This window comes from Streptomyces sp. NBC_00775 (assembly GCF_036347135.1).
Classification (GTDB): domain Bacteria; phylum Actinomycetota; class Actinomycetes; order Streptomycetales; family Streptomycetaceae; genus Streptomyces; species Streptomyces lutosisoli.
In genome coordinates this window covers 6,488,612-6,506,283 of record NZ_CP108938.1, presented here as the reverse complement: position 1 = coordinate 6,506,283, position 17,672 = coordinate 6,488,612, and the positions used below count along the sequence as shown (strand labels likewise).

Annotated in this window: 14 protein-coding genes; 9 read left to right on the top strand and 5 right to left on the bottom strand. The window is 69.9% G+C overall.

From position 1 onward, the window contains the following. Positions 1-101: 101 nt before the first annotated feature. Complete coding sequence (locus tag OIC96_RS29005) at positions 102-365, bottom strand: WhiB family transcriptional regulator (RefSeq protein WP_003975777.1); 264 nt, start codon at positions 363-365, stop codon at positions 102-104. Positions 366-1,074: 709 nt separating this feature from the next. Here OIC96_RS29005 and OIC96_RS29000 point away from each other — a divergent pair. From OIC96_RS29000 to OIC96_RS28985, 4 genes are all read left to right on the top strand, one after another. Beyond that, a complete protein-coding gene (locus OIC96_RS29000; RefSeq protein WP_330305029.1) occupies positions 1,075-1,563 on the top strand; it encodes a cysteine dioxygenase in 489 nt (162 codons plus the stop codon). Between the two features lie 42 nt (positions 1,564-1,605). Continuing rightward, positions 1,606-2,589: a 2-phospho-L-lactate transferase gene (gene cofD, locus OIC96_RS28995; RefSeq protein WP_330305030.1), complete on the top strand. Its 984-nt coding sequence runs from the start codon at positions 1,606-1,608 to the stop codon at positions 2,587-2,589. Further along, positions 2,586-3,899 carry a coenzyme F420-0:L-glutamate ligase gene (locus OIC96_RS28990; RefSeq protein ID WP_330305031.1) on the top strand — a complete coding sequence of 438 codons (1,314 nt, stop codon included), beginning with the start codon at positions 2,586-2,588 and terminating at the stop codon, positions 3,897-3,899. Before cofD ends, OIC96_RS28990 begins: the two co-directional genes overlap by 4 nt. A 129-nt stretch (positions 3,900-4,028) precedes the next feature. Further along, positions 4,029-5,030: a DNA-3-methyladenine glycosylase family protein gene (locus OIC96_RS28985; RefSeq protein ID WP_330305032.1), complete on the top strand. Its 1,002-nt coding sequence runs from the start codon at positions 4,029-4,031 to the stop codon at positions 5,028-5,030. Positions 5,031-5,194: 164 nt separating this feature from the next. On the opposite strand, the gene OIC96_RS28980 is transcribed toward OIC96_RS28985, so the two are convergent. Both OIC96_RS28980 and OIC96_RS28975 read right to left on the bottom strand, forming a co-directional pair. Further along, entirely contained in the window at positions 5,195-6,277 is a 1,083-nt protein-coding gene (locus OIC96_RS28980; protein WP_330305033.1) for an NDP-sugar synthase, read from the bottom strand. A gap of 162 nt (positions 6,278-6,439) precedes the next feature. Beyond that, entirely contained in the window at positions 6,440-7,831 is a 1,392-nt protein-coding gene (locus OIC96_RS28975) for a peptidoglycan recognition protein family protein (protein ID WP_330310135.1), read from the bottom strand. Between the two features lie 111 nt (positions 7,832-7,942). Here OIC96_RS28975 and OIC96_RS28970 point away from each other — a divergent pair, with 111 nt between their 5' ends. From OIC96_RS28970 to OIC96_RS28955, 4 genes are all read left to right on the top strand, one after another. Further along, positions 7,943-8,698 (top strand): TIGR03089 family protein, encoded by a 756-nt coding sequence (locus tag OIC96_RS28970; RefSeq protein ID WP_330305034.1) that lies wholly within the window; start codon positions 7,943-7,945, stop codon positions 8,696-8,698. Positions 8,699-8,922: 224 nt separating this feature from the next. Continuing rightward, entirely contained in the window at positions 8,923-10,248 is a 1,326-nt protein-coding gene (locus OIC96_RS28965) for an LCP family protein (RefSeq protein WP_406501708.1), read from the top strand. A 247-nt stretch (positions 10,249-10,495) separates the two neighbouring features. Next, positions 10,496-12,235 carry an LCP family protein gene (locus OIC96_RS28960; protein ID WP_330305035.1) on the top strand — a complete coding sequence of 580 codons (1,740 nt, stop codon included), beginning with the start codon at positions 10,496-10,498 and terminating at the stop codon, positions 12,233-12,235. A gap of 122 nt (positions 12,236-12,357) precedes the next feature. Continuing rightward, entirely contained in the window at positions 12,358-14,142 is a 1,785-nt protein-coding gene (locus OIC96_RS28955; protein WP_330305036.1) for an LCP family protein, read from the top strand. Positions 14,143-14,233: 91 nt separating this feature from the next. On the opposite strand, the gene OIC96_RS28950 is transcribed toward OIC96_RS28955, so the two are convergent. Next, the gene (locus tag OIC96_RS28950; protein WP_330305037.1) at positions 14,234-15,265 is read right to left on the bottom strand and encodes a glycosyltransferase family 2 protein; all 1,032 of its coding nucleotides are present in this window, start codon (positions 15,263-15,265) and stop codon (positions 14,234-14,236) included. 178 nt (positions 15,266-15,443) lie between these two features. On the opposite strand from OIC96_RS28950, the gene OIC96_RS28945 reads away from it, so the two are divergent. Beyond that, complete coding sequence (locus OIC96_RS28945; protein WP_443058383.1) at positions 15,444-16,916, top strand: LCP family protein; 1,473 nt, start codon at positions 15,444-15,446, stop codon at positions 16,914-16,916. 120 nt (positions 16,917-17,036) lie between these two features. On the opposite strand, the gene OIC96_RS28940 is transcribed toward OIC96_RS28945, so the two are convergent. After that, positions 17,037-17,585 (bottom strand): acyl-CoA thioesterase, encoded by a 549-nt coding sequence (locus OIC96_RS28940; RefSeq protein WP_330305038.1) that lies wholly within the window; start codon positions 17,583-17,585, stop codon positions 17,037-17,039. Between the last annotated feature and the right edge of the window lie 87 nt (positions 17,586-17,672).

Genomic DNA, 17,672 nt, shown 5'->3' with positions numbered 1-17,672 from the left:
CGTAGGAGTGTGTGCCGTTTGGTCAGGGGCACACACACGCGCGCGTACGACTGTTCTCAGTACCGCTTCGTATGTTCTCAGTACGCTTCGTACCGCTTCTTTCAGACGGCTGCCTTCTTCAGGCGACGCCGCTCACGCTCGGACAGACCACCCCAGATGCCGAACCGCTCGTCGTTGGCGAGCGCGTATTCGAGGCACTCGGAGCGGACCTCACAGGCGAGGCAGACCTTCTTGGCCTCGCGGGTGGATCCGCCCTTCTCGGGGAAGAAGGACTCGGGGTCGGTCTGGGCGCACAGCGCGCGCTCCTGCCAGCCGAGTTCCTCGTCCGCGTCGTCGACCAGCAGTTGCTGCACCAGCTCGGTCATGTGCGCCCCTCGTCTGTCTTTCGCGTCCCCGTGATGCTGCCGTCACCGATTTCGGTTGAACGACACGAGTGAAATTACAAGTGTGCCGATCCGGGCCAGTCAAGCCGAGATCTGCTATTGGGCCCCTTATTCACTCTGCGGAACCAAGGCTATGCGGAAAGTGTTCAAATCGGCATAAACCCTGACAGCCCAAGGAGTCCCGGTCGGGCGCCCGGCCCCTTCACAGGGGAGGACGCCCAGGAGTTCGATCTCGTTCCGACGCGGACCCTGAAGCGAACCGGATCACATTTCGATCACGGGGTCGCAGTGAGGTTTGTGCGCCCGGTTGTGCGCCATGTGTCCGGGGCGGCTCCTGAACAAACCTTTCGCCTGTCAGATGAACCGGATGAGGTGAAACATCTCCCACATAGCGGACATGAAGTTGACAGTGGGAGTGTGAACCGGGGACCTTATGGGCATGCTCGCGAACTTGGCACTCACCTCGACCCGCACCGCCGGGTCCCACGGTGCTGCCCGCGCTCGCTGTAGCTGTTGTTGCTGTTCCAGCTGTTGAGCCTCACCGCGCTCCGGCTGCCTCGCCGCCACTGAGGCGAATCCCCGCCCCCTTCCAGGGCGAACGCCCACACCAGGGCACCCCTCCCGTTCGTAACCCGGACGGAAATGGTCCGCGACACCCCAGCACTCTCCCGCCGAGGAACCACCGCACCCCATGAACAGCGACAACGACCTCCAGATCGCCGGCGACATCCTCGAAGTACCGCACCTGCTCCAGCCGCCGCGCGAGCACCCCGGCACCGTGGCCGAGTTCGTCGGCCTCGCCCGCTCCATCGCCGCCGACCGCTCCCAGTGGGAGCACCTCGTCCAGTACGACGCGACCTCGCGCTGGTACCACCGGCTGCGCACCGGCCCCGGCTACGAGGTGTGGCTGCTCTCCTGGGTGCCCGGGCAGGGCAGCGGGCTGCACGACCACGGCGGCTCCTCCGGCGTACTGACGGTCCTGGACGGCGCGCTGACCGAGCGCACGGAGCGCGGCACGCGCGCGTTGAGCGCCGGATCGCAGCGGGTGTTCGCGCCCGGCTACATCCACGAGGTCGTCAACGACTCCCTCGAACCGGCCGTGAGCCTGCACGTTTATTACCCGGGTCTTACCGAGATGCCGATGCACGCCGCGCAGTGCGCCGTCGCCGAGGTCTCGTGACCGCGTGACGCGTTGTCGTACCCGCCTGCAAGACTGAGTCTCATGCGCATTGTGGTTCTGGCAGGCGGTATCGGTGGTGCCCGGTTCCTGCGTGGTCTCCAGCGGGCCGTGCCGGACGCGGACATCACGGTCATCGGCAACACCGGCGACGACATCCACCTCTTCGGGCTGAAGGTCTGCCCGGACCTCGACACGGTGATGTACACGCTCGGCGGCGGCATCAACGAGGAGCAGGGCTGGGGTCGGGCCGAGGAGACCTTCCATCTGAAGGAGGAGCTCGCGGCGTACGGGGTCGGGCCTGAGTGGTTCGGGCTCGGCGACCGCGACTTCGCGACGCACATCGTGCGGACGCAGATGCTGGGCGCGGGCTATCCGCTCAGCGCCGTCACCGAGGCGCTGTGCGACCGGTGGAAGCCGGGCGTCCGGCTCATCCCCATGTCCGACGACCGCGTCGAGACGCATGTCGCCGTCACGCTGCCCGCCGACGGCTCCGGCTCCGGCTCCGGCGAGCGCAAGGTCGTCCACTTCCAGGAGTACTGGGTGCGGCTGCGGGCCTCCGTCCCGGCCGAGGCGATCGTGCCGGTCGGCGCCGAGCAGGCCAAGCCCGCGCCCGGGGTGCTCGAAGCCATCGCCGAGGCGGACGTCGTGCTCTTCCCGCCGTCCAACCCCGTCGTGTCCGTCGGCACCATCCTCGCCGTGCCCGGCATCCGCGAGGCCATCGCCGACGCGGGCGTGCCCGTGGTCGGCCTCTCCCCCATCGTCGGGGACGCGCCGGTGCGCGGCATGGCCGACAAGGTGCTCGCCGCGGTGGGCGTCGAGTCCACGGCCGCGGCGGTCGCCGAGCACTACGGCTCGGGGCTCCTCGACGGCTGGCTCGTCGACACGGTGGACGCTTCCGCCGTGGAGCGTGTGGAGGCGGCCGGAATCCGGTGCCGGGCCGTGCCCCTGATGATGGCCGACCTCGACGCGACGGCGCAGATGGCGCGTGAGGCGCTGGCACTGGCGGAGGAGGTACGGGCGTCTTGAGCGGACAGGGTGATGCCACGGGCTATCGGGTCTGGGCGTTGGACGGGCTTCCTGAGGTTCGTCAGGGCGACGACCTCGCGAAGCTCATCGCCGCGACCGAGCCCGGGCTCGTCGACGGGGACGTACTCCTCGTCACCTCCAAGATCGTGTCCAAGGCTGAGGGGCGGATCGTCGAGGCCGTCGACCGTGAGGCCGCCATCGACGCCGAGACCGTGCGGGTCGTGGCGCGGCGCGGGACCCTGCGGATCGTGGAGAACCGGCAGGGGCTCGTCATGGCCGCCGCCGGTGTCGATGCCTCCAACACCCCCGCCGGGACCGTGCTGTTGCTGCCCGAGGACCCCGACGCGTCGGCGCGGGCGATCCGGGAAGGGCTGCGGGACACACTCGGGGTCGAGGTCGGTGTCGTGATCACCGACACCTTCGGGCGGCCCTGGCGCACCGGGCTCACCGATGTCGCCATCGGCGCCGCGGGCGTACACGTACTCGACGATCTGCGCGGCGGCACGGACGCGTACGGCAATCCGCTGAGCGCGACCGTCGTCGCCACCGCCGACGAGCTCGCCTCCGCCGGTGACCTGGTCAAAGGCAAGGCCTCCGGGCTGCCCGTCGCCGTCGTGCGCGGGCTGCCGCACGTGGTGGCCGAGGACGACGGCGAAGGGGCGCGGGCGATGGTGCGCGGCGCGCACGACGACATGTTCCGGCTGGGCACCTCGGAAGCAGTACGGGAGGCGGTGACCCAGCGGCGTACCGTACGGGCGTTCACCGACGAGCCCGTCGACCCCGGTGCCGTACGGCGGGCGGTCGCCGCGGCGGTGACCGCTCCGGCGCCGCATCACACCACTCCATGGCGGTTCGTCCTCCTTGAGTCGCAGGAGTCCCGGACGCGGCTGCTCGACGCCATGCGGGACGCGTGGATCGCGGATCTGCGGGGGGATGAGAAGAGCGAGGAATCCATCGCCAAGCGGGTGCGACGGGGGGACGTGCTGCGCAACGCGCCGTACCTCGTGGTGCCGTGCCTGGTGATGGACGGGTCCCATATGTACGGCGACGTACGCCGGGACGGGGCCGAGCGCGAGATGTTCGTGGTCGCCGCCGGTGCGGGGGTGCAGAACTTCCTGGTCGCGCTGGCCGGGGAGCGGCTCGGCTCCGCGTGGGTGTCGTCGACGATGTTCTGCCGGGATGTCGTACGGGAGGCGCTGGGGCTGCCGGAGGGTTGGGATCCGATGGGGGCCGTCGCCGTGGGGCATGCCGCGGAGGCGCCGCGGGCCCGGCCGGAGCGGGACGCGGAGGCGTTCATCGAGGTGCGCTGAGGCGTCCGGCGCCTACGGGGCATCCGCAGCGCCTACTCTCGTAAGGCACCCTGAGCATCCCTGGGACCTCCATCGGCGGCCCTGGGACCTCGACCTCCATCAGGACCTCATTCGTGTAGGACCTCATTCGTGGCTGGACGTTTCGCTCCTCGGCCGACGCGTACGACCGTGCGCGGCGGGCATGTCGTCGTGCCTGGCGGGGTGCCTCGCCAGGCGCCTGTGGCCGGACGCAGCCGTACGTGGACACCGGCCGGACCACTCGATCTCGGGCTCGTGCTCGGGCCGCTGCGGCGTGGGCCGGGCGATCCGACGTTCCGGGCGACGGCGGACGGGGCCGTGTGGCGGGCCAGCCTTACGCCCGCCGGGCCCGGGACCCTGCGGGTCGTGCTGCGGGGCGGGGTGGTTCAGGGCGAGGCGTGGGGGCCGGGGGCCGAGTGGCTGCTCGATCGGCTTCCCGAACTGCTCGGGGCGGCGGACGATCCGGACGCCTTCGAGCCACGGCACCGGCTGGTCGCGCTCACGCGGCATCGGCGGCCGGGGCTGCGGCTGACGCGTACCGGGCTCGTGCTGGAGTCGCTGATTCCGTCCGTGCTGGAGCAGAAGGTGACCACGGACGAGGCTTATCGGGCGTGGCGGTTGCTCGTGCGGAAGTTCGGGGAGCCCGCGCCGGGGCCCGCGCCGGAGCGGATGTACGTCATGCCGGCGCCGCGGACCTGGGCGTTGATCCCGTCCTGGGAGTGGCATCGGGCCGGGGTCGACAACAAGAGGGCTTCTACGGTTCTTCGGGCTGTGCGGGTCGCTGCGCGGCTTGAGGAGGCCGTGTCGTTCGATTCCGTGCGGGCTCAGGCTCGGCTTGAGTTGGTGTCCGGGGTGGGGCCCTGGACCTCTGCGGAGGTTGTGCAGCGGAGTCATGGGGCGGCGGATGCGGTGACCGTGGGGGATCTTCATCTTCCCGGCATCGTGGGGTATGCCCTGGCGGATGACCGGGATGCGGATGACTCTGTGATGCTCTCGCTGCTCGAGCCGTATGCGGGGCAGCGGCATCGGGCGGCTCGGCTCATTCTGCTGTCGGGGCGGACGCCGCCGCGGCGTGTGCCGAAGATGCCCCGCGGGGATATTGGGCGGTTGTGATCGCCCCCGCCGCCCCTACCCGTCCCATCCCGTTCCTGGGGGCTGCGCCCCCGGACCCCCCTGAAAGATTGCGCCGTTCCCCGCGCCCCTGAATGCGTCTGCGGGGCGGTGGGGGTTGCTCGCGCAGTTCCCCGCGCCCCTAACGGGGCGCGGGCAGCTGGGGGCTACTGGTCCGAGGAGAAGCGGAGTGAGGCCGCTGGAATGTGGGCGTCGCACCAGACGCGTACGCCCTCGCGGAGTTCGTTGTCGGGGCCTACGGTCGCGCCGTCGCCGATGACCGTGTTGGTGAGGATGGTGCGTTCGCCGATGTGGGCGCGGGCGCCGATGAGGGAGTCGGTGATGACGGCGCCGGGGGCGATCACCGCGCCCGAGAGGATCGTGCTGCCGGTGATGCGGGCGCCCTCGCCGACGCGGGCGCCGTCGCCCACCACCGTGCCGCCGGTGAGTTTGGCGTCGGGAGCGACCGTGGCCGTGGGCAGGATCAGGCGGTCGCCGCAGCGGCCGGGGACGGCCGGGGACGGGGCGCGGCCGAGGACGAGGTCCGCGGAGCCGCGGACGAAGGCCTGCGGGGTGCCCAGGTCCAGCCAGTAGGTGGAGTCCACCATGCCCTGGAGGTGGGCACCGGTGGCCAGCAGCTCGGGGAAGGTCTCGCGTTCGACCGAGACCGGGCGGCCCTCGGGGATCGTGTCGATGACCGCGCGGCGGAAGACGTACGCCCCCGCGTTGATCTGGTCGGTGACGATCTCCTCGGGCGTCTGGGGCTTCTCCAGGAAGGCCGTGACGCGGCCGGTGGCATCCGTGGGGACCAGGCCGTACGCGCGCGGGTCCTCGACACGGGTGAGGTGGAGGGAGACGTCCGCGCCGGTCGTCTCGTGGGTGCGGACCAGGGCCGGGATGTCCAGGCCCGTGAGGATGTCACCGTTGAAGATCAGTACCGGGTCGTCGGGTCCCGAGTGGAGCCGGGACGCCACGTTGCGGATGGCGCCGCCCGTGCCGAGGGGCTCTTCCTCGGTGACGTACTCGAGGTGGAGGCCCAGGGAGGAGCCGTCGCCGAAGTACGGCTCGAAGACCTCGGCCAGGTAGGAGGTCGCCAGGACGATGTGCTCGACGCCCGCCGCCCTCGCCCGCGCCAGCTGGTGTGTGAGGAAGGGGACCCCGGCCGCCGGAACCATCGGCTTGGGGGTGTGCACCGTGAGCGGACGCAGCCGGGTGCCTCTGCCGCCGACCAGGAGGATCGCTTCTGTCACCTGTCGTCTCTGCTTCCTGCCGGGACCGGCCGAACTGTGTTTCGGCCGGCCAGTGTATGCAGACTGTTCGATGGCGCCTTCGACGGCTGTGCGGTGTCGTTCGATGACCCTCTGATGGCTGGTGGTTCTGTCTGCCCCGTTCTGCCCCCTGGGTCGGGCGCCCTACCGTCCCTGGTAGCGGGCCGCCGCCTTGCGGGCCGAACCGAGCTTGCCGTACAGGAGCCTTCCTGGGCACTCCGTCGCGAATCCGTCCCGATGGCCGGAGATCACGTTCAGTCGCACGCTCTTTCCCTTTTGGTAGAGATTGCCACCGCCCGACGTCAGGTATGTCTTGCCACGCGGATTCGCTCCGTAGAGGCCGAGTTTCCAGGCCGTGAGACGCGCGATGGCTTGGACTGCGGCACTCGACGGCTTCGTCTTGCCGAAGGTGCCGAGTACGGCGATCCCCATGCTGTTGGTGTTGAAACCGAGAGTGTGGGCGCCCCTGACGGCCTTCGCCACGCCCCCGGCGCGCCCCTCGTAGATGTTTCCGCACTTGTCGACGAGGAAGTTGTAGCCGATGTCGCGCCAGCCGCTGCTCACCACGTGGTAGCGGTAGATACTGCGGATGACCGAAGGGGCTTGGGAGCAGCTGTAGTTGTTGCCCGAGGCCGTGTGGTGAACGAAGGCGGCCTTGACCTTCTTCGTGTAGACGAAGCCGCGCTCGCGCAGGCTCTCGTTCGCGCCCCAGCCGCGGCGCGTGATGATGCGCGGGCGTGCGCCGATGTACGGCTTCGCGCGCTGCTCGCCCCGGCGTGCGGCGAGGAATTCGCGCTCCGTCTCCTCCTGGGAGAGCGCGGGGATCTCCAGGGCGCCGAGGGGCGCGAGATCGGCGTTGACGGCGGACGTGACGGCGGCCTCGGGGGAGAGTGCGCCGGAGCGCGAATCGTCCATGCCGGCGCTCTCGTGAGCGCTCAGGCGCAGGTCTCCCACCGGTGCGCCCGCGGATGGGGCGTCCGCGCCGGGGTCGACGAGTTCGAGGTGGAGCCCCCTGGGGAGCGGCGAGTCGCCCGGAGCCGTCGCCCGCTCGTCCTCCTCCGCCTGGACGCGCACTTCGACGCCGTCCGAGTTCCCCACCCACAGGGGCGCCGTGGAGCCGCGCACCCGGCCCGATTCGCCCTCGGCGGTGTCCGGGTCGGCCGCGTGCTCGTGGTTGTGCGTCTCGACGTCCTGCCAGCCGGACCAGTCGCCGTTCGCGACCGTACGGGTACGGACCTGGACGCGTCCGTACAGCTCACTGTCCGGGTTGTCCCAGACGACACCGACCAGGGAGAACGGCCGTACGTCCCGTCGCGTGAGCCCCTGTTCGGGCGCGGCGGAGCCGAGAGAGCGCTCGCCGGAGAGCGGGGCGAGCGGCAGGGACTGGGTGCTGCCGGGGACGGCCGGCTCGGACGTCCCCGCCGGGGGCTCTGCCTGCGCCGGGGCGGTCAGGGCCAGTGGAAGGGCGAGTGCGGCCGCGCAGGTGACGCCGACCGAGGAAGCAAGGAATCCGCGCATGCCCCCGATCGTGGACATAGTCATACATATCTGTCCATCGGGGAATTGACGGACCGTCGGGGGGCGCTCGTCCGAACCGGTGGCGCGGGCGGCCGGTCCCGCGCGCCGCCCCCGCGTACGCTTGCCGGCGTGAACGCCACCGACCGCACCCCCGCCGACCTGCTGCGATCCGCGCTCGCCGCGGACCCCGCGCGCCCCCTGGTGACCTTCTACGACGACGCCACGGGCGAACGTGTCGAATTGTCCGTGGCCACCTTCGCCAATTGGGTGGCCAAGACCGCCAATCTGCTCCAGAACGAGCTGTCCGCCGAGCCCGGCGAACGGGTCGCGCTGCTGCTGCCCGCGCACTGGCAGACGGCGGCGTGGCTGCTCGCCTGTTCCTCGGTCGGCGTCATCGCCGATGTCGGGGGCGACCCGGCCGCGGCGGACCACGTCGTCGCCGGGCCCGGCGCGTTCGAGGCCGGGCTCGCCTGCTCCGGCGAGCGCATCGCCCTCTCGCTCGCACCGCTGGGGCGCCGCTTCCCGACGCCGCCCGCCGGGTACGCCGACTACGCCGTCGAGGTGCCGACGCAGGGGGATCGGTTCCAGCCGTACGCGCCGGTGGATCCGGAGGAGCCGGCGCTGATCGTCGCCGGGGCCGAGTACACGGGGGCCGAGGTTGTCGAGCGGGCTCGGGCCGACGCCCCCGGGTTCGATCTCACGGGGCCGGGGTCCCGGATTCTGTCGGCGCTCCCCTATGACACGTGGGAGGGGCTCAGCGCCGGGTTGTACGCGCCGCTCGCCACCGGGGGGTCCGTGGTGCTGTGCCGCCATTTGGATCAGCTCGGGGAGGATGCGGTGGCCAAGCGGGTGGAGAGTGAGCGGGTGACCGCGACCGCTCGCTGAGGGAGCCGTGGGGGTTGTTCGTCGGCTGCGGGCCGTCTGCGGCTGGTCGCGCCCACGCGGCGGAGCCGCATATCGGCACAGCCCCGCGCCCCTAGAAGCAAGGGGGCCGCCATCCCCTTGAGTCATCCGTTCGGCCCATCAAAGGCCCCCCTACCCGCCTCCTCCGAGCCATGGTCGTAAGAGCAGTTCGACACGCTCGTACGCCATGAGGGGTGGACCGACACGTGACCGACACCGGGCTCGGGGCGTCGCCCAGCGGAGGCGGGCTCATACGTCGTCGGCGGCGGTGGCTGCGTTACACGGCGATCGGTGTGGCCGTCGTGATGCTGGGCGCCGTGGGGGTCGGCTGGGCGGCGTACGAGAAGCTGAACGCGAACATCACGCCGGACGAGGCCGCCGCCGCCGAGCTCGCCCGGTACGAGAAGGAGCGGCCCACCGCGCTGGTGGGGGACGCGCAGAACGTCCTGCTGATCGGGTCGGACTCGCGCTCGGGGGACGGGAACCAGAAGTACGGGCGGGACTCCGGGACCGAGCGCTCCGACACCACGATCCTGCTGCACCTGGCCGCGAACCGGCGCAGCGCGACCGCCGTCTCGCTGCCCCGCGATCTGATGGTGGACATGCCGAGCTGCCGGCGGCCGGACGGCAGCCGCACCAAGCCGGTGTTCGCGATGTTCAACTCGGCTTTCGAGGTGGGCGGTTCGGCCTGCACGATCCGGACCGTCGAGAAGCTCACGAACATCCGCGTCGACCACCACATGGTCGTCGACTTCCACGGGTTCAAGGACATGGTCGATGCCGTGGACGGTGTCGAGGTGTGCCTGAAGGAACCCATCGACGACAAGGAAGCCAAGCTGAAGCTGCCCGCGGGCAAGGTCGTGCTCAGCGGCGAGCAGGCTCTCGGCTACGTCCGCGCCCGTAAGAGCATCGGCGACGGCAGCGACACCGACCGGATGGACCGCCAGCAGCGGTTCCTCGGCGCGCTCGTCAACAAGGTGCGCAGCAATGACGTCCTGCTCAATCCGGCGAAGCTCTATCCCGTGCTCGACGCGGCCACCTCGTCGCTCACCACGGACCCGGAACTGGCGAGCCTGCGCGGGCTGTACGACCTGGTGCGCGGCATGCGCAACATCCCCACGGAACGTGTGCAGTTCCTGACGGTGCCCCGGACGTCGTACGTCCTGAACGTGAATCGCGACCAGCTCGTGGAGCCCGCGGCGGCGGAACTCTTCGCGCGGCTGCGGGCGGACGCGCCGCTGGTGGTCTCGAAGAACCTTCCGGAGGATTCCGCCGCCCTTCCGGAGGTATCCGCCACAAAGAGCAGCAATGCGGTTTCCGCCACAAAGAGCAGCAATACGACAGGCGAAAGCGCGTACGACTCCCCGGGCGACTACTCCCGCGGCTCGTCTCACGACTCCTCGTACAACTACGAAGAGGAGTCCCACGACGACGGAAAGTCGAGGGGAAAACGGCCCGGCGGACCGGCCGGCACCCCCGAACCCACGCCGACTTTCCGGGGGAACACGGCGGCCGAGGACGCCTGCGGGTAAAGCGCACACCAAGGCGGGGAACTGCTGAGCTAAGAAGTCTCTGAGAAATAGGGCGGATTGCCCAGTTGTAGGGGCGTTGAATTTGTCACGGCCGTCGCTCGACGCTGAACTGGGCGGATAGTGTGAGCGATCCGGTGCACCCGGCCACGAGGTCCGTCCTGGAGGTCGCGCACTGGTTGACCGAGACCCGAGCGCCTTTAGAGGGGGGAAAGGCGCCGCGTGGCCCCGACGGAGGATTCAGACAACCGTGGACGCGCAAGGCCGTGGGCGGGCGGACAACATCGACCCCGCAGACCAGTGGGTACTCAACCCGAGCACCGGCGAATACGAACTGCGACTGACCCCTTCCGCACCGCAGTCAGGGGGGGTACCGAGACCGCGGCGGAGCGCCCCCGCGGGAGCGCGTGCCCGCACCGCGCCCGGCCGGGACCGCGAGGCTCCCGGTCGCGAGACCCCGAGCCGCGATGTGCCGGGTCCGCGCAGGCGCCGGGCGGAGCCGCCGGAGCCTGTTCCGGGCCGCCGGCGGGGGCGTACGAAGCCCAAGAAGTCGAAGGCGAAGAAGATACTGCTGTGGACCGGCGGCACCATGGCCTTCGTGCTGGTCGCCGTCTCGGCCGCCGCGTACGCCTACCTCAAGCACCTTGAGGGCAACGTCAACACGACGGACATCGGCAGCGCGGGCAAGAAGGGCTTCAGCAAGGACGAGGCCTTCAACATCCTGATCATCGGTACGGACAAGCGCACCGGTAAGGGCAACGAGGGCTACGGCGACAAGAACAGCGTCGGGCACGCCGACACCAACATCCTGCTGCACGTCTCCAAGGACCGTACGAACGCGACCGCGATGAGCATTCCGCGCGACCTGATCGTCGATGTCCCGGACTGCCCGACGGTTCAGTCCGACGGCACCACGAAGGTCATCGGGGGCACGCAGAACGTCCGCTTCAACACGAGCCTCGGCCAGGAGGGCCGCGACCCGGGCTGCACCATGAACACGGTCAAGGCGGTCACCGGCATCGCACCGGACCACTTCATGATGGTCGACTTCAACGCGGTCAAGACGCTGACCACGGCCGTGGGCGGTGTCGAGGTCTGCGTGGCCCACGCCGTCAACGACAAGGAGTCGAAGCTCAAGCTGCCCAAGGGCAAGTCCGTTGTCGAGGGTGAGCAGGCGCTGGCCTTCGTGCGGACCCGGCACAGCTTCGGCAACCAGGGCGACCTCGACCGCATCAAGGTGCAGCAGCAGTTCATGGGCTCCCTGATGCGCAAGATGAGCTCCAGCAACACCCTCACCAGCCCCACCAAGCTGATAAAGCTGGCCGAGGCCGCCACCAAGGCGCTCACCGTGGACACCGGCATCGGCAAGGTGAGCACGCTCAAGGACATCGCCCTGGAGCTGAAGAAGGTGCCGGCGAAGAACATCACCTTCACCACGGTGCCGGTGATCGACAACCCGACCGAGAAGGTCCACGCGACGGTCGTCGTCAACCCGACGACGGCACCCGAGGTCTTCGACGCCATCAAGAACGACGTCTCCTTCACCGCGGTGAAGCAGAAGGAGAAAAAGGAGAAGGCCGCGGTGGCCGCCCGCCTCAAGGGCACCCGCTCCGCCGCCGCCGACATCCGCGTCGACATCTACAACGGCGGCGCCGATGCCGGCTCCGCACAGGCAACTCTTAACTGGCTGCAGAATGATGAGGGCGTGCTCAAATCCAGCCAGCTCGGAAACGCTGACGAAACACTCAGCAAGACGACCCTGGAGTACTCTCCCGACCAGGCCGATCAGGCACGCAAACTGGCGGATCTCATGGGGCTGTCCGCTTCGGCGATGAAGCCTGGCAAGAGCGAGAAGAACTCACAGGGTCTGCCCGCGATCGTGCTGACCCTGGGCAAGGACTTCAAGGGCGCCGGGGTGTCGATGACCACCCCGACGAAGGCGCCCGACGTCGACAAGTCGACGGCGGACAAGACGGTGTGCGCCAGTTGATGACCTAACGGGTCTGTCAGGCGTCTAACAGGACGCGAGAAGCGTCCTGCCGGGCGCTGGAAGCGTCCGGCAGGGCGCGTGACGGACCCGTTTGTCAGGCGCAGGGTGGGGAGGGCGGAGAGATGGCTCAAAGCGGTGTGCGTGGGGAGGGAGCACGACCACGCGTCCGGCACGCCGGCGGGTCCGGCGGAGCCGGTGCGCACGGCTGGGACGACAGTCTGTACGACGAGAACGGTGATCCCGTTCACCGGGTGGACGACGGTTCGGTACGGACGGCCGACGGCCATGGGGCTCGGACGGCCGACGGCAACGGAGTCCGTGCGGCGGCCGACGACACGATGCCGCTGAAGCCGCAGGGCCACGGGCGGCACGGCGGCGGTGGCGGCCGTCGGCGCGGGGGCGGGGGGCGCCCGCGTCGCAGACGTCGCATCCTGCGCTGGTCCGCGATCGTCCTGGCGGTCCTGATACTTGGCACCGCCGGTGCCGGCTATCTCTACTACCAGCACCTGAACGCGAACATCAAAAAGAAGGACCTGAACATCGGCGACCCGAAGGACCGGGCCGCCAAGTCGAAGGCGAACGCGGCGGGCCAGACCCCGCTGAACATCCTGCTGATCGGTTCGGACGCCCGGGACTCCACGGAGAACCAGAAGCTCGGCGGCGCCAAGGACACCTTCGGCACACCGGCCCGCGCGGACGTCCAGATGCTGCTGCACGTGTCGGCGGACCGCTCCAACATGTCGGTGGTGAGCATGCCGCGCGACACGCTGGTGGACATCCCCAAGTGCACGGACCCGGACACCGGCAAGGTCTACGCGGCCGAGACGAACGTGATGACGAACGACTCGCTGGGCCGCGGCGGCCCCGGCTGCACGGTCGCCACCTGGGAGAAGCTGACCGACATCCACATCGACCACTTCATGATGGTCGACTTCTCGGGTGTGGTGTCGATGGCGGACGCCATCGGCGGTGTCCCGGTCTGCGTGGACGCCAACATCTACTCGCACACCTCCACCGGCCACGGCTCCGGCCTGAAGCTGGAGAAGGGCACCACGTCCATCAAGGGCAAGCAGGCCCTCCAGTGGCTGCGCACGCGCTACGGCTTCGAGGACGACACGGACATAGCCCGGACCAAGGCCCAGCACCAGTACATGAACTCGATGGTGCGCCAGCTGCGGGAGAACGCCACGCTCGGCAACCCGGGCAAGCTGCGCAAGCTCGCGGAGACGGCCACCACCTCGCTCACCGTGGACGACGCCCTCGGCACCGTGACGAAGCTGTACGACCTGAGCAAGGAACTGAAGAAGGTCCCCACCAAGCGCATCAGCATGACGACGATGCCGTGGCAGTACTTGTCGCCCACCAGCGGCCGGGTGGTGCCCAAGCCGACCGACGCGGCGAAGGTCTGGCGTCTGCTGCGCGAGGACATCGCGCTGGACGGCAAGGACAAGAAGAAGACCACCAAGGACAAGGCCTCGTCCGACCCGGCCGCGGCGGACGACGCGATCGCGGTGCAGGTGCAGAACGGCACCCGGACCTCGACGCTGGCCCCGGTCAGCGGGCGCGCGAGCGCGGTGACCGAGCTGCTCGTCGGCAAGGGCTTCACCGAGGCCAAGGCCGACACGACGACGGCGACCACCGAGGCCACGACGGTCATCCGCTATCCGAGCGCCGACCTGGAGGGTGACGCCCAGCGGGTCGCCAAGTCCCTCGGCATCCCGTTCAGCGCGGTGAAGAAGTCGACGGACGTCTCCGGGGTCACCCTGGTCGTCGGCGCCGACTGGCGGTCGGGCACCACGTACACGGCGCCGGAGGACGACGACAAGACGCCGGCGTCCGCGAAGCTGGACAAGGGCACGGACACCAAGGCGTGCATGCACGTCGACCCGGACTACATCTGGTCCTAGCCGGCGGCACGTACAGACGAGTGGGGCCCCTCTCGAAACCGGGAGGGGCCCCACTCGTCTGTACAGGAGCTCAACTCGTATATGCAGGAGCTCAGTTGGAACCGCTGAGCACCGCCGGCCGCCGCGACGCGATGACCTTCTTGGCCAGCGCCTTCGGGCTGGTGAGGAAGCCGAAGCCCCACGACATGTGCATGGTCGCGAGGGCGACGGGAATCTGGAGGCGCGCCTTCAGCGGCAGCCCCTTGCCCGCGGGCAGCGAGCCGAGCGCGATGGCCGCGAGGTAGCCGCCGGGGACGAGGAAGCCCCAGGGGGTCAGCGCGGCGCCCACGACGACTCCCGCCGCGATCGCGCACACGGCGGTCGGCGGGGCGAGGTAGCGCAGGTTGATGGAACCCTCGTGATAGCGGGCGACGACGTGCCGCCAGCGCCCGTAGTCCTTGTACTGCTTGGCAAGGGCGCGCACGCTCGGCCGCGGCCGGTACGACACCCGCAGCTCGGGCGAGAACCAGATGAGGCCGCCCGCTTCCCGGATCCGGAAGTTCAGCTCCCAGTCCTGGGCGCGGATGAACTCCTCGTTGTAGCCGCCCTGCTGCTCCAGCGCCTCGCGCCGGAAGACACCGAGGTAGACGGTGTCGGCGGGAGCGGCCTCGCCACCCGTGTGGAAGGCGGCGTTCCCGACACCGATCTTCGAGGTCATCGCGGCGGCGACCGCGTGCTCCCAGTCGTTCTCGCCCTCGGCGTGCATGATGCCGCCGACGTTCTGCGCGCCGGTCTCCTCCAGGAGGCGTACGGCGGTCGCGATGTAGTTCGGCGAGAGCATGCCGTGCCCGTCGACGCGTACGACGATGGGGTGCCGGGACGCCTTGATCGCCGCGTTCAGCGCGGCCGGGGTGCGACCGGTCGGGTTCGGGACGGTGTGGACGCGCGGGTCTTCGCGTACGAGCTCGGCGGCGATCTCCTCCGTACGGTCCGAGGACGGACCGATGGCGATCACCACCTCCATCTCGCCGTCGTACTCCTGCGCCAGGATCGCTTGGACGGCCCCGCGCAGATGCCGCTCCTCGTCGAGGACGGGCATGATCACAGAAACGGCGGGGGGCCGCACGTCAGACTTCTCGCTCATCGGACGTCACGTTACCGCGAATGGGGGACACGGGCGCGCGCCGCCCGGCCTAAGGCCCGGGCCGCAGATCGTATGGGCCTACCGTGCTCACGGATCCCCACGCCCAGCCTCGCGGTACGCATCCCTCCCGCGTCCTCGCGGAACGCATCCCCCGTCCAGCCTCGCGGAGGTGTCCCCCTTGTCCACGCCGCCCCGCTCCCCCGTCCGCCCCCAGCGCCACCCGCAGCCGTCCCGCTCCCGGCGGCCACCTGTGCAGCCGCCCGTGCGGCGCAAGAAGCCGCGCTGGGCCATGCGGGTGGTGACCACCCTCTCCGTGGTGGTCCTCGCCTCGGCGGGCATCGGGCACGCGGTGGTCACCAGCCTGGACGCGGACATCGCCCGGGTCGACCCGTTCAAGGACATGAAGAACCGCCCCCGGGCCGGCCACGGCATGAACGTGCTGCTCGTCGGCACCGACGGCCGGGACAAGATCACGGAGACGGAGCGGTTGAAGTACCGGCTGGGCGGCGCGCCCTGCCACTGCACCGACACGATCATGATCGTGCACATCTCGGAGGACCGGGGGCGGGCCAGCATCGTCAGCCTGCCGCGTGACTCGTACGCCGACACGCCCGCGCACATCGACGAGACCACCGGCGAGCGGCACGGCCCCCACCCGGTCAAGCTCAACGCGGCGTACGCGGAGGGCGGCCCGAACCTGACCGTGCGGACCGTCGAGAACATGACCCACGTCAAGATCGACCACTATCTGGAGGTCGACTTCACCAGCTTCATGAAGACGGTGGACGTCCTCGGCGGCGTGCGGATCTGCACCGCGCAGCCGCTGAAGGACTCGTACACCGGACTCGATCTGGCGGCGGGGACGCACGATCTGAACGGCGGGGAGGCCTTGCAGTACGTCCGCTCGCGGCACGCCGACGGGTCCTCCGACCTCGGCCGGATGCAGCGCCAGCAGCGGTTCCTGGCGGCGCTGGTCTCGCAGGCGACCTCGTCCGGGGTGCTGATGAACCCGATGAGGTTCCGCGACGTGACGCGGGCGGTGCTCGGCTCGGTGCGGGCCGACAAGGGCTTCGGCACGGACGAGCTGCTGGACCTGGGCCGGGCGATGCGGAACTTCTCCCCCTCCTCGTCGGAGTTCACGACCGTGCCGATCGGGCAGATGGGATTCGCCGTGAAGGGCATCGGTTCGACGCTGAAGTGGGACCCGGCGAAGTCGCAGAAGCTCTTCCAGGCGCTGCGCGACGACAAACCGCTCGCGGTGCACAAGGCAGGGCCCAGGGCCCTGCGCGTCGACGTGGCCCCGCAGCAGATCCAGGTCCAGGTGGAGAACGGGACGGCCACGGCGGGCCTCGGCAAGCGGGTCGACAGCGCGCTCGCCGCCACCGGGTTCCGTACGACGCACCGGCCCACCAGCGCGGTGGACCGGACTCTGCGGCGCACCGTCGTCTCGTACGACCCCGGCTGGGACCGCTCGGCGCAGTCCCTCGCGACCGCGCTGCCCGGCGCCGAGCTGCGCGCGGTCCAGGGGCAGGGGCCGGTGCTGAAGGTGACCGCCGGGGCGGACTTCAAGGAGGTCAGGCGGGTGCGGGCGGAGGATCCGTATCAGGGGGAGTTCGGGGTGGTGACGGGGGATCAGGTGATGTGTCCGTAGGCCTGGCTCGTTCGGGCAGCCCGGCTTGTCCGGACACCAATCCGCGGCGCCCTGGTCTCCGTATCCCTGACAGCCGTCGTCCCTGACAGCCGTCGCCGGTCGTCTCCCTGACGGGCGTCGCTAGTCGTCGAGGCCTTCCGCCGCGCGCTTCTCGCGCAGTTCCATGATCGCGCGGCGGCGGGCCAGGCGGTGGGTGCGGCGGATCTGGGCCTCCTGGCAGCGGCGCTCGTCGCGGTCGGTCTCCGGGAGCACCGGGGGGACGCGGCGGGGCTTGCCGTCGGCGTCGACGGCGGCGAAGACGAGGTAGGCCGAGCCGACCTGCTGGGCCGGCGCGGCCTCGTTCCAACGCTCGGCGAGGACGCGGACGCCGACCTCCATCGAGGTACGTCCGGTCCAGTTGACCTGAGCCTTCACATGGACGAGGTCGCCTACGCGGACGGGTTCCAGGAAGGCCATCTCGTCCATGGAGGCGGTGACGGCGGGCCCGCCGGAGTGCCGCCCGGCCACCGCACCCGCCGCGTCGTCGACGAGCTTCATGATGACTCCGCCGTGCACCGTGCCGAGAAGGTTGGTGTCGTTGTGGGTCATGATGTGGCTGAGGGTGGTCCGGGACGCGGAAGTCGGCTTGCCCGGAATATCGGATTCCGGGGTGGGCGCCTGGTCTGTCATGCCATCCACCCTATGCCGGGGCTCGCAAGGGCTGCTTTGCATCAGCTCTGCAACAGGCGTGACCCAGATCTCCCCACTCTCTTGTAA